Origin of the sequence: Aeromonas sp. sia0103 (genome assembly GCF_963895295.1) — a bacterium.
GTDB lineage: Bacteria > Pseudomonadota > Gammaproteobacteria > Enterobacterales > Aeromonadaceae > Aeromonas > Aeromonas encheleia.
Genome location: NZ_CAWQKG010000033.1, coordinates 100811 through 112992, shown reverse-complemented (window position 1 = coordinate 112992; position 12182 = coordinate 100811). Strand labels below are relative to the sequence as shown.

Genomic DNA, 12182 nt, shown 5'->3' with positions numbered 1-12182 from the left:
GGGGAACTGTGCCGGATCAAATTTCAGGGCGAACCGATCCGGCAATAGGGGGAAGAGGCGGGTGTGATCAGCCGCAGGCGGGGCGGGTGGCGCCAGCCATGACACCGAGTGCCACATGATCCAGCACCGTGATGTACTTGCCCTTGACGCTGATGAGGCCGGACTTCTGGAAGCGGCCGAGCAGACGGCTGATGGTCTCGACGGTGAGGCCGAGGTAGTTGCCGATGTCGCCGCGGGTCATGGAGAGACGGAACTCCTTGGCGGAGAAGCCACGCTCGGAGAAGCGTACCGACAGGTTGTGCAGGAAAGCGGCGAGGCGCTCTTCGGCGTTCTTCTTGGAGAGCAGCAGGATCATCTCCTGATCCCCCATGATCTCGTTGCTCATCAGCCGCATGATCTGCTGACGCAGCTTGGGCATCTTGCCGGAGAGATCATCGAGCACGTCGAACGGGATCTCGCACACCATGGCAGTTTCCAGCGCCTGGGCGAAGGAGGGGTGAGCCTGCTTGTGGATGGCGTCGAAGCCAACCAGATCGCCGGCCAGGTGGAAGGCGGTGATTTGCTCGTCCCCCTGCTCGGTAATGGTGTATGACTTGATGGTCCCGGAGCGGATGGCGTAGAGCGACTTCAGCTCATCACCGGCCTTGAACAGCTCCTCGCCCTTCTGGATCGGCTTCTTGCGCTCGATGATGCTGTCCAGCTGATCGAGCTCGTTGTCGTTCAGGGTGAAGGGGATGCAGAGCTGGCTGATGCTGCAATCCTGGCAATGAATTGCACAGCCACCGCTCTGAATACGTCTGCCAGGTTTCTTGTCCGGGATCATAGGCTCATATGAATAATTGATTTATATCAAACAAGTTTACCATCAACTCATCCGTTTTGGATAGGGTTTCAAAAGGATGCACTGCCGATCCAGAGGGTATGCAGTCCATACAGGATGAGCAGCAGAGCCCCTCCGACGCGCAGGCTGCGCAGGGTCAGCCAGTAACGTAACCTGTCCGCCAGACCGCCCAATGCAAACAGCGTCGGCAGGGTGCCGATGCCGAAGCAGAACATGAGCAAGGCCCCGCCGCTGGCGGAGCCGGCCGCCGCACTCCAGGTCAGCATGGAGTAGACCAGACCGCAGGGCAGCCAGCCCCACACCATGCCAAAGGGGAGGGCCTGCAGGGCCGAATGGAAGGGGAGGAACTTGCCCGCCAGCGGCCTGATGTGGGGCCAGAGCCGAGCGCCGAGACGCTCGAGCAGCAGTATGCCCTGCCACCAGCCGGCCAGATAGAGGCCGAGGGCTACCATCAGCAGCGCCGCCACCAGCCGCAAGCCGGCGATGGCATGCTTGCCGGCCCCGAGCTCGCCGGTGGTGGCGAGCAATCCGCCGACCAGGGCGCCCGCGATCACATAGCTGAGGATCCGCCCCAGGTTGTAGTTGAGCAGGTAGCCGAGCCGTCCCCAGAAGTGCTGCTTGTCGGGCGGGATCGCCATGGAGAGAGCGGCCGAGACGCCGCCGCACATGGCGATGCAGTGGCCAGAGCCTGCCAGCCCCACCAGCAGGGCCCCCATCAGATCAAGGCTGTTTGTCATCGCGTTGCGGGTCCTCGCCCTTGGCGGTGGGTTGCTCCTCGTCAAACAGGATGTTGGAGCCCTGGCGATCCAGATCCTCGAACTGCTCCGAACGAATGGCCCAGAAGAAGACGCCCCCCGCGATGATGACGAACAGGATGGCGATGGGGATGAGGACGAAGATGATGTTCATGATGCGAGCCTTGCTGTGGGAGGGGTCATGATAAACCAGTTGAGGCCGGCAGACCCCTGTCATCGCGGCAAGTGGCCCTGGCGCCTGAGCCTCAACGGTTCAGGCGCATGGAGTTGGTCACTACTATGAGCGAGCTAAGGGACATGCCCGCAGCCGCCAGATAGGGGGGCAACCAGCCGCTGGCCGCCAGCGGCAGCACCAACAGGTTGTAGCCGATGGACCAGGCGAAGTTCTCCTTGATGATCTTGCGGGTGCGCAGCGCCAGGGTGCGGGCCGTCAGCAGGCGGGAGAGATCATCGGCCAGCAGTATGGCATCGGCGCTGTTCTTGGCCAGATCCGTGCCACCCGCCATGGCGAAGGAGGCGTGGGCGCCGGCCAGCACAGGAGCATCGTTGATGCCATCCCCCACCATGATGCTGATGTCGCCCGCGGCTTCTCGCGCCTTGAGATAGCTCAGCTTGCCATCCGGCGTCACCCCTTTCACCAGCTCATCCACCCCCAGCTCACCGGCGATCGCGTCGGCCTCGGCCGAGCCGTCCCCGGTGAGTATGGTGGTGTGCAGCCCGGCGGCCTTGAAGGCCTGGATCAGCGCCCTGGCATCTGGGCGCAATGTATCCGCCAGGCTGAAGCGGGCCAGCAGGCGGGAGTCGTCGGCCAGATAGATGGCCAGCCCCTGCGCCGCGCTCTGCTCCTCAGCCAGCCCGAGCCAGCGGGCGCTGCCGATGCGATAGCGGGTGCCGGCGACCGTTCCTTGAATGCCGTGGCCTATGACGGGGAGCACCTCGCTCGCCGGCAACGGTGCGGCAGCTTCGGCGGCCGAGCCCCTGAAGGCGCGGGCGATGGGGTGCTCGGAGTAGGCCTCGAGCGCCTGGGCGATGGCGAGGCACTGGGCCTCACTCAGCTCGGCCAGTGCCTGGGTGCCGGTCAGGCTGATGTTGCCGGTGGTCAGGGTACCCGTCTTGTCCATCACCACCCGGTTGGCGCGAGTCAGCACGTCCAGCACGTGGCCGCGGCGCAGCAGTATGCCGGTGCGAGTGAGGTGGGCGGTGGCCGAGGTGAGCGCGGTCGGGGTGGCCAGCGACAGGGCGCAGGGGCAGGTGGCTACCAGCACCGCCAGCGTGATCCAGAACGCCTGCTCCGGCTGATGGAAGTGCCAGTAGGTCCAGACCCCGGCGGCGATGAGCAGCAGCACCAGGATGAAGTGACGGGAGAGCACATCGGCCAGCTGGGCGATGGCCGGCTTGTCATCCAGGGCGCTGTCCTGCAGCCGCATGATCTGGGCCAGGCGTGACTCCGCGATGGGGTGGCTGACCCGGATCTCGAGCGGCGCATCCGTGTTGATGGTGCCGGCATAGACGGGATCCCCCGGTCGTTTGAGCAGGGGCAACTGCTCGCCGGTCAGCATGGCTTCGTTGAGGCTGGCGCGCCCCTCGGCGATGATGCCATCGGCGGGCAATGTGGCCCCCGCCAGCACCCGCACTCTGTCCCCGACTTGCAGCGTCTTGGCGGCCACGTCGTGCTCGCCATCCTCGTCGATGCGGGTCGCCATGATGGGCACCAGCCGCGCCAGGTTGGAGCTCGACTCCGACGCCTTGCGCCTGGCCCGCAGCTCGAGCAGGCGCCCCAGCAGCAGGAAGAAGACAAACATGGTGATGGAGTCGTAATAGACCTCACCCGTATTGAATACCGTGGCCCAGATGGAGGCGACGAAGGCACCGATCAGCGCCAGCGACACCGACACGTCCATGGAGAGGTGGCCCTGCTTCAGGCTGCGCCAGGCGCCCACATAGAACGGCTGGGCCGAGTAGATCATGATGGGGGTCGAGAGCAAGAGGCTGATCCACTTGAAGTAGATCATGAACTCCTCCTCGACGCTGATGAAGAGATCCATGTAGAGCGCCACGGCGCACATCATCACCTGCATGGAGCCGAGGCCGGCCAGCGCCATGCGGAACATGTAGCTGCGCACCTCGCGGGCGTAGAGCGCCTCTTGGCTGTGAGTCTGGAAGGGGTAGGCGCGATAGCCGATCTTGGCGAAGCCCTTGAGGATGTCACTCAGGGAGAGCCGCGCCGGATCCCACTTGATGCGGGCCCTGTGGGTGGTGGTGTTGACGTTGACGTAGTGCAGGCCGTTGAGTCGGGTCAGGTGGCGCTCGATCAGCCAGGCGCAGGCGGCGCAGGTCAGCCCTTCCACGCTGAGCTGGATCTCGCGCTGGCTGCCCGTGCCGCTGTCGGTGACGAAATCCTGCTGCACCTCGGCCAGATCGTAGTGGCTGAGGGCGGCCAGTTCGCTGGGCACCAACTCCCCCTTGATGCCGGGGGCGGTGCGGTGTTCGTAGTAACTGGCGAGACCGCATTCGAGAATGGTTTGGGCCACGGCCTGGCAGCCGGGGCAGCACATGGGTTGCACTATGCCCTTGATCTCGAGTGCATAGCTGCTGCCAGTGTGCACCGGCTCACCGCAGTGGAAGCAACCCGTCATGGCTTAGCGTCCCTTGGGATCGAGTTCGATGGGGGCCTTGGTCGGCAGCTGTACCGTCTCCTGCAGGCGCCACTCGTGGTCGAAGGCATCGACCCGGATGTGCCACTTGCCGGTGGGGGCCTTGTCGAACAGCAGGCGATAGACGCCATTGCCGTCGGCCGTCACCAGGTGCTCGCTGTCCATGCCGGCCAGGGTCGGATGGAACAGGGAGAGGCGCAGCGCCTGCCCGGGCGGGATATCGCCGGCGAGGGGTTTCAAGGTCAGCTCGTTGCCGTTGACCGCTAGGGTCATGCGGATGTGGAGGGCCTCGGCGCGATCAAACTTGCTGAGGTCCTGATTAATCTCCTTGCCCTGCTTGTAATAGTCTTCGGCCACCAGGTTGACCCCGTCCTTGCTGGCGATGATGGCAGTGGCGATGCTGCCGACGACGGCGGCGCAGGGGAGGGCGATGATGAACCAGGGCCAGAATTGGCGATACCAGGGTTGAGTCATAGTGCTACCGAAACCTATGATTAACAAAATAGAGGGATTTTAGCCAACACAAGATAACAAAAAGCCTCGAAGAGTCGAGGCTTTTTGCTGAGTAATCACGTGCTTATCACATGTTACTGCTTATTTTACTTGTCGTTGTGGGACAAGCTATAGACGTAGGATGCCAGCAGATGGACCTTGTCTTCCCCCAGGATATCCTTCCAGGCAGGCATCACGCCGTGACGCCCGTGGGTGATGGTCTGCTCCACCACCTGACGGGAGCCGCCGTACAACCAGGTGTTGTTGGTCAGATCCGGTGCCCCGAAGGCGATACCGCCCTTGGCATCCGGGCCGTGACAGGCGGCGCACATGGCGAAACGGGCTTCCCCCTTCTTGGCTTCGACCAGATCGACCTTGCGGCCGGACAGGCTCAGCACATAGGAGGCGACCTCCTTGACCCCATCCTGACCCAGGATCTCGCCCCAGGCCGCCATGATGCCCTGACGACCGCCCATGATGGTGGTCTTGATCTGATCCGGTTGACCGCCCCATTGCCATTCGCTGTCGGTCAGGTTCGGGAAGCCGCGACCGCCACGGGCATCGGAGCCATGGCACTGGGAGCAGTTCTGCAGGAACAGACGCTGACCCACCTTGCGCGCTTCCGGATCGGCAGCGACCTCCTCGATGGGGCGATAGCTCTTGCCGTCGGCCAGATAGGCCAGCTCGCGGAACTTGGCGCCATAGACTTCGTCGGCCTTGACCAGCTCACGGTCATACTCGACCGCGCGCCCTTCCGCCTTGGCGGAGGCCACCGCGGCCTTGGAGTCCGCCAGGGAGCGGATGTCCTGGTTGGAGCTCTGCCAGCCCAGCAGGCCCTTCCAGTTGCCGAGGCCCGGGAAGGCGAGCAGGTAGATGAGGCCGGTGACGATGAAGAAGAGGAACATGTAGGACCACCACTTCGGCAGCGGGTTGTTGATCTCCTCGATGCCGTCGAAGGTGTGCCCCATGGGCTTGCCCTCTTCGGACCCCATCTTGTCCTTCATGCACCACATCAGCAGCAGGAAGCAGCCCAAGATGGTGCCCAAACTGATGACGGTCACAAAAATGCTAAACAAAGTGCTCATTATTGCTTCGCTCCTGCGTTCTTGTTATCAGCACTGGGTTGCTCGTCGTCGGCAAAAACCAGGTTGGCAGCCTCGTCGAAGGAGGCCTTGCGGCGCTTGCTGTAAGCCCAGACGATGATGCCGATCATGATGGCCATCAACAGCAGGGTGTAGAGGCCGCGAAATGTGCCGTAATCCATATCCCTACTCCTTATTTCAGGGCATGACCCAGTGATTGCAGATAGGCCACCAGGGCATCCAGCTCGGTCTTGCCCTTCACGGCATCGCTCGCCCCCTTGATGTCCTCATCGGTATAAGGCACGCCGAAGTTGTCCCGGAACAGCGCCAGCTTCTTGCCGGTCAACTCGCCGGTCAGGACGTTGGTCTCCAGCCAGGGGAAGGAGGGCATGTTGGACTCGGGCACCACGTCGCGCGGGTTGATCAGGTGAGCGCGATGCCAGTCATCGGAATAGCGACCGCCGACCCGGGCAAGATCCGGACCGGTACGCTTGGAGCCCCACAGGAAGGGGTGCTCCCACACGCTCTCGCCGGCGACCGAGTAGTGGCCGTAACGCTCGGTCTCGGCGCGGAACGGACGGATCATCTGGCTGTGGCAGACGGTGCAGCCTTCGCGGATGAAGATGTCGCGCCCTTCCATCTGCAGGGCGGTGTAGGGCTTGAGGCCCTCCACCGGCTCCGTGGTCTGCTTCTGGAAGAACAGCGGGGTGATTTCGACCAGGCCCCCCAAACTGATGGCAAAGATGATGCCGACCACCAGCATGGGTACGCTCTTTTCAAAGATCTCGTGACGATTTTTGTTGCTCATGCTTTGACCTCTTCAATCATGCTGGCTGTGCGACAGGTTCCAGGGAACCCTTGGGCGCAGTGATGGTGCGATAGGCGTTGTAGGCCATCAGCAACATGCCGGTGACGAAGAAGCAGCCACCCAGGAAGCGCACGAAGTAGAAGGGATAAGAGGCCTGCAGCGCTTCCACGAAGCTGTAGGTCAGGGTGCCGTCGTCGTTGACCGCACGCCACATCAGGCCTTGCATCACACCGGAAATCCACATGGAGACGATGTAGAGCACGGTACCCACGGTCGCCAGCCAGAAGTGAACGTTGATCAGGCGAATGCTGTACATGCGGCCCTGCTCGAACAGGTTCGGGATCAGGTGATACACGGCGCCGATGGATACCATGGCAACCCAGCCCAGCGCGCCGGAGTGGACGTGACCTATGGTCCAGTCGGTGTAGTGGGAGAGGGCGTTGACCGTCTTGATCGCCATCATGGGGCCTTCGAAGGTGGACATGCCGTAGAACGACAGGGACACGATCAGGAAGCGCAGGATGGGGTCATAGCGCAGTTTGTGCCAGGCACCAGACAGGGTCATGATGCCGTTGATCATGCCGCCCCAGGAGGGCACGAACAGGATCAGGGACATCACCATGCCCAGCGACTGGGCCCAGTCGGGCAGCGCGGTGTAGTGCAGGTGGTGCGGACCGGCCCAGATATAGAGGGAGATCAGCGCCCAGAAGTGCACTATGGAGAGACGGTAGGAGTAGACCGGGCGTCCCGCCTGTTTGGGCACGAAGTAGTACATCATGCCGAGGAAGCCAGCCGTCAACAGGAAGCCGACCGCGTTGTGGCCATACCACCACTGCACCATGGCATCCATGGCACCGGAATACATGGAGTAGGACTTCATGCCGGAAAGCGGCACTTCCATGTTGTTGACGATGTGCAGCACGGCAACCGTGATGATGAAGGCGCCAAAGAACCAGTTCGCCACATAGATGTGGGAGGTGGTGCGCTTGGCCAGGGTGCCGAAGAAGACGATGGCGTAACTCACCCAGACCACGGCGATGGCGATGTCGATGGGCCACTCCAGCTCGGCGTACTCCTTGGAGGTGGTGTATCCCAGCGGCAGTGAGATGGCGGCGGCGAGGATGATGGCCTGCCAGCCCCAGAACACGAAGGAGGCCAGCGGGCCGCCGAACAGTCTGGTTTGGCAGGTGCGTTGCACCACATAGAAGGAGGTGGCCATCAGGGCGCTACAGCCAAACGCGAAGATGACCGCGTTGGTGTGCAGGGGGCGTAATCGGCTGTAAGTCAGCCAGGGAGTGTCAAAGTTGAGGGCAGGCCAGATCAACTGGGCTGCAATCAGTACACCAACCGACATACCGACAATTCCCCAGACAATTGTCATGACGGTGAACTGGCGCACAACGGTGTAGTTGTACTCAGGATGGTTTGTTGTATGGCTCATCGTTGTATTCCGCTTCCGATGCTGCTGTTGTTTGATTTTTTTGTCCGGTGACCAGGACCATTTTCACCCCAAATCTGCGAAATCCCTCTCGTTAACATCTGTTAATAAAAGGAAAAGCAAAAGGTGGTTAAATGAAAATTCATTGAGAATGATACTGAACTGACCGGTAAAATAACAGTACAAACAGTGATATATTTGGCTCTGACGGGTCTCGTGTTTGCCAGTTTTTACCTTGCGCGAGATCACGAAAATCGTATTTTCAAAGTACCTTACAAGGCTGTTTTTTCATGAAAGAGAGACTCACTTCACGCAAAATCGGGCACTTGACGATTGTCCTTGCCATTTTGCTCTCATTGATGGCGTATCGGACCTGGTTTTCGGGCCCGCAGACGGCGCTGCCGCAGGCAGGAAATGATCAGATTTGTGATCTGACCCACAGCCCGTGCGACGGTCTCATCGGCAACAAGCCGTTGACGGTCAGCGTCGAGGGGGCGCCGGTGCAGGCCGAACATGACTTTGTTTTGCGCCTTCAGGGGGGAGATGCGGCCATCACCCCGGTCAAGGCCTGGCTGGAGGGGAAGGAGATGTTCATGGGCCGGATCCCGGTGCAATTTGAGGCCAGCGATGGCGGTTGGCAGGGGAAAGCCCAGGTGGGTTCCTGCACCTCGGCGACCATGGTCTGGCTGCTCAATATCGAGTGGAGCAATGGCCAGCGCCAGCAGCTGGCGCTCTCCGTTCCCCGTTGATGGTGCTGGCCCGTTTGGGTAAAAGCAGGGGGGCCGAGTGAAATTTGATTTGAATTTTTCAGTCAGGACGGTACCTTGCACTGATTATCAAGGAGTGAAGTTCATTTAATCATGATTGAAAAACAAGCATTTTATCGCACCCTGAACCAGCAGGTCCAGGCATTGCTGGAGGGAGAGCCGGACCTCATCGCCAACCTGGCCAACCTGTCCGCGCTGCTTAATCAGGAGCTGGCTGACATCAACTGGGTCGGCTTCTATCTGCTGCAAGGTGACACCCTGGTGTTGGGGCCCTTCCAGGGCAAGCCGGCCTGCGTGCGCATTCCGGTCGGGCGAGGGGTCTGTGGCACCGCCGTGGCCGAGGGCAAGACTCAGCTGGTGGACGACGTACACCAGTTCGTCGGCCATATCGCCTGCGATGGCGCCAGCAACTCGGAGATCGTGATCCCGCTGCGCCGTGGCGGTGACATCATCGGGGTCCTGGATGTGGACAGTCCGATTTTTAACCGTTTTGACCAGGAGGACCGAATTGGCCTCGAAGAAACGGTGCAAATTTTGGAAAGCATGCTCTAAGTCATTGCTAGATGGTTCGCAAAAGGCCCCAAGCTCTCTATAATAGGGCCTTTGTTGTGTTCGGGCATGGCCCGTGCGTCTATATGAAAGCCAAGGTTATACATGGAAAACACTGAAAAGCTGAAGAACAGTAAAGAGATCGTTGCCTACCTGGTCGAGAAATTCCCGGCCTGCTTCATCGCTGAAGGAGAGGCCAAGCCACTCAAGATTGGCATCTTCCAGGATCTGGCCGCGCGCCTTGCTGATGACGACAGAGTCTCCAAGACCATGCTGCGCTCTGCTCTGCGTCAATACACCTCCAGCTGGCGTTACCTGCATGGCCTCAAGGCTGGCCAGGCCCGTGTCGATCTGGACGGCAACCCCGGTGAGCTGCTGACCGAAGAGCACATCGAACATGCCAAACAGGCGCTGAAAGAGAGCAAAGAGCGTGTCTTTGCCAGCCGCCGCACCAATACCAAGGAAAAGGAAGACAAGCCGAAGCAGCCGCGCCGTCCCGCGCCACGCAAAGCCGATGCCGCCCGTTCCGACAAACCGAAAGCCGCCCCCAAGGCCGCTCCCGTTGCCGAAGCTCCGCTGGTGAAAGTCGATGCCGCGACGCTGAAAGTGGACCAGGGCGTGCGCGTCGTGCTGGGCAAGAACCCCGTCCCGGCCACCATCAAGGAAGTGACCAAGGACGACGTACAGGTTCAATTGCAGACCGGCATGATGTTGCGGGTCAAGTTCGAGCATCTGGTTCTCTAAGGAGACAAATGTTGAAGCATGGCGTAATTCGTTTTTCCCTCGTTGCCTGTAGCCTGGCGCTTGCCGGGCTTGCACAGGCCATCGAGCCGGTGCTCAAGGAAAGTGATTTGCCTGTGTTGGCTCAAGAGAGCCAACATGCTACGGCCAGCAAGCGAATTGCCAATCTGTTTACCCGCTCCCATTACAAACAGTTCAAGCTGGACGATGCCTTTTCCTCCGTGATCTTTGACAAGTATCTGGAGAATCTGGACTACAGCCGCAACCTGTTTTTGGCCTCTGACATCAGCCGCTTTGAAAAGTACCGTACCGGTTTTGACACCGATCTCGAAAGAGGACGGCTGGCTCCTGCCTACGAGATGTTCAACCTGAGTCAGCAGCGGCGTTATGAGCGGTTCGAATACGCCCTTAAACTGCTCGACACTCCCTTCGATTTCACCCAGCCCGACAATTACATCTTCGATCGGGAAGGGGCGGCCTGGCCCAAGGACGAGGCCGAGCTCAACGAGTTGTGGCGTCAACGGGTCAAGTTCGATGCCCTGAGCCTCAAGCTCAGCGGCAAGGAGTGGCCCGAGATCAAGGAGTTGCTTGGCAAGCGTTACAACAACGCCATCAAGCGGATGTCCCAGACCGAGAGCGAGGACGTGTTCCAGCTCTTCATGAACTCCTTCGCCCGGGCCATCGAGCCCCACACCAGCTACCTCTCGCCGCGCAGTGCCGATCGCTTCAACACCGAGATGAACCTCTCGCTGGAAGGCATAGGTGCCGTGCTGCAGGCGGAGGATGACTTCACCGTCATCCGCTCCCTGGTGCCCGGTGGCCCGGCCGCCAAGTCCAACCACCTCAAACCCGATGACAAGATCACCGGGGTCGGGCAGGACGATGGCAAGATTGTCGATGTGATCGGCTGGCGTCTGGATGACGTGGTCGAACTCATCAAGGGTCCCAAAGGCAGCAAGGTGAAGCTGGAGATCCAGCGCGGCAAGGGCGCAACCGCCAAGACCGAGCTGATCGAGCTGACCCGTGACAAGGTGCGCCTGGAAGACAGGGCCGCCAAGTCCAAGGTGATCAATGCGGAAGGCAAGAAGATAGGGATACTCGAGGTCCCGAGCTTCTACGTCAATCTGCATGACGACGTCATCAAGGAGCTCTCCAGCCTCAACAAGCAGAAGATCGATGGCCTCATCGTCGATCTGCGTGGCAACGGCGGCGGTGCGCTGACCGAGGCCTCGGCCCTGAGCGGCCTGTTCTTCGCCAGCGGGCCCGTGGTGCAGATCCGTGATCACATGGGCCGCATCACCGTCAATGGCGATGATGACGGCAATGTCTACTACGGCGGCCCCATGTCGGTGATGATCGATCGCTACAGCGCCTCGGCCTCCGAGATCTTCGCCGCCGCCATGCAGGACTATGGTCGCGCCCTGATCCTGGGTGAAAACTCGTTCGGCAAGGGCACGGTGCAGCAGCATCGCAGCCTGGCCAAGGTCTACGACTTCTACGAGCAGCCGCTGGGTCATGTGCAGTACACCATCGCCAAGTTCTACCGGATCAACGGTGGCAGCACCCAGAACAAGGGTGTCGCCCCGGACATCAGCTTCCCCACCGCCGTGTCACCGGAGGAGACGGGGGAGAGCCGCGAGTTCAATGCGCTGCCCTGGGACAAGATTGCCTCGGCCAGTTATGGCAAGTTGGGTGACTTCTCCAGCCTGCTCTCCAGGCTGAAGAGCGATCACGAGGCGCGGATCAACAAGGATCCGGAATTTGCCTACGTGATGCAGGACATCAAGGAGTATCAGGAGGACAAGGACAAGAAGTCGGTCTCCCTGAACGAAGCCGAGCGGTTGGCCGAGCAGGCCAAGCAGGACGAGAAGGCGCTGGTGCGAGCCAATGAGCGACTGACCCGTCTTGGCAAGCCGACGGTGAAGAGCCTGGATGCACTGCCGACCGATTTCGAGGCACCTGACGAGTACCAGATCGAAGCCGCGAACATCACGGCGGATCTGGCTCGCCTGAGCAAGAAAAGCTGATCGAACACGCAGCTATGCGAACTGACAA

13 protein-coding genes are annotated in these 12182 nt (G+C 60.7%); 4 read left to right on the top strand and 9 right to left on the bottom strand.

The window, feature by feature from the left end; all coding sequences use genetic code 11:
- Positions 1-67 precede the first annotated feature (67 nt).
- The 9 genes from AACW18_RS11810 to ccoN form a co-directional block, all read right to left on the bottom strand.
- On the bottom strand, positions 68-823 hold the full coding sequence (locus tag AACW18_RS11810) for an FNR family transcription factor (RefSeq protein WP_042653802.1): 756 nt from the start codon (positions 821-823) through the stop codon (positions 68-70).
- A gap of 68 nt (positions 824-891) precedes the next feature.
- Entirely contained in the window at positions 892-1578 is a 687-nt protein-coding gene (locus AACW18_RS11805; RefSeq protein ID WP_218388752.1) for a sulfite exporter TauE/SafE family protein, read from the bottom strand.
- Entirely contained in the window at positions 1562-1750 is a 189-nt protein-coding gene (gene ccoS / locus AACW18_RS11800) for a cbb3-type cytochrome oxidase assembly protein CcoS (protein ID WP_218388751.1), read from the bottom strand. The genes AACW18_RS11805 and ccoS overlap by 17 nt, the downstream gene beginning before the upstream one ends.
- Positions 1751-1841: 91 nt before the next feature.
- The gene (locus AACW18_RS11795; RefSeq protein WP_218388750.1) at positions 1842-4232 is read right to left on the bottom strand and encodes a heavy metal translocating P-type ATPase; all 2391 of its coding nucleotides are present in this window, start codon (positions 4230-4232) and stop codon (positions 1842-1844) included.
- 3 nt (positions 4233-4235) lie between these two features.
- Complete coding sequence (locus tag AACW18_RS11790; protein WP_218388749.1) at positions 4236-4724, bottom strand: FixH family protein; 489 nt, start codon at positions 4722-4724, stop codon at positions 4236-4238.
- Positions 4725-4849: 125 nt separating this feature from the next.
- Entirely contained in the window at positions 4850-5827 is a 978-nt protein-coding gene (gene ccoP, locus AACW18_RS11785; RefSeq protein ID WP_218388748.1) for a cytochrome-c oxidase, cbb3-type subunit III, read from the bottom strand.
- Positions 5827-6006 (bottom strand): CcoQ/FixQ family Cbb3-type cytochrome c oxidase assembly chaperone, encoded by a 180-nt coding sequence (locus tag AACW18_RS11780; protein ID WP_042076232.1) that lies wholly within the window; start codon positions 6004-6006, stop codon positions 5827-5829. Before AACW18_RS11780 ends, ccoP begins: the two co-directional genes overlap by 1 nt.
- 11 nt (positions 6007-6017) lie before the next feature.
- Positions 6018-6632: a cytochrome-c oxidase, cbb3-type subunit II gene (ccoO, locus tag AACW18_RS11775; RefSeq protein ID WP_042653796.1), complete on the bottom strand. Its 615-nt coding sequence runs from the start codon at positions 6630-6632 to the stop codon at positions 6018-6020.
- 16 nt (positions 6633-6648) lie between these two features.
- On the bottom strand, positions 6649-8073 hold the full coding sequence (ccoN, locus tag AACW18_RS11770; protein WP_042653795.1) for a cytochrome-c oxidase, cbb3-type subunit I: 1425 nt from the start codon (positions 8071-8073) through the stop codon (positions 6649-6651).
- Positions 8074-8360: 287 nt separating this feature from the next.
- Here ccoN and AACW18_RS11765 point away from each other — a divergent pair, with 287 nt between their 5' ends.
- From AACW18_RS11765 to prc, 4 genes are all read left to right on the top strand, one after another.
- Positions 8361-8819: a hypothetical protein gene (locus AACW18_RS11765; RefSeq protein ID WP_218388747.1), complete on the top strand. Its 459-nt coding sequence runs from the start codon at positions 8361-8363 to the stop codon at positions 8817-8819.
- A gap of 111 nt (positions 8820-8930) precedes the next feature.
- The gene (locus tag AACW18_RS11760) at positions 8931-9389 is read left to right on the top strand and encodes a GAF domain-containing protein (RefSeq protein ID WP_218329271.1); all 459 of its coding nucleotides are present in this window, start codon (positions 8931-8933) and stop codon (positions 9387-9389) included.
- Between the two features lie 102 nt (positions 9390-9491).
- Entirely contained in the window at positions 9492-10130 is a 639-nt protein-coding gene (proQ, locus tag AACW18_RS11755) for an RNA chaperone ProQ (RefSeq protein ID WP_042653792.1), read from the top strand.
- An 8-nt stretch (positions 10131-10138) separates the two neighbouring features.
- Entirely contained in the window at positions 10139-12154 is a 2016-nt protein-coding gene (gene prc / locus AACW18_RS11750; RefSeq protein WP_042653791.1) for a carboxy terminal-processing peptidase, read from the top strand.
- Positions 12155-12182 lie beyond the last annotated feature (28 nt).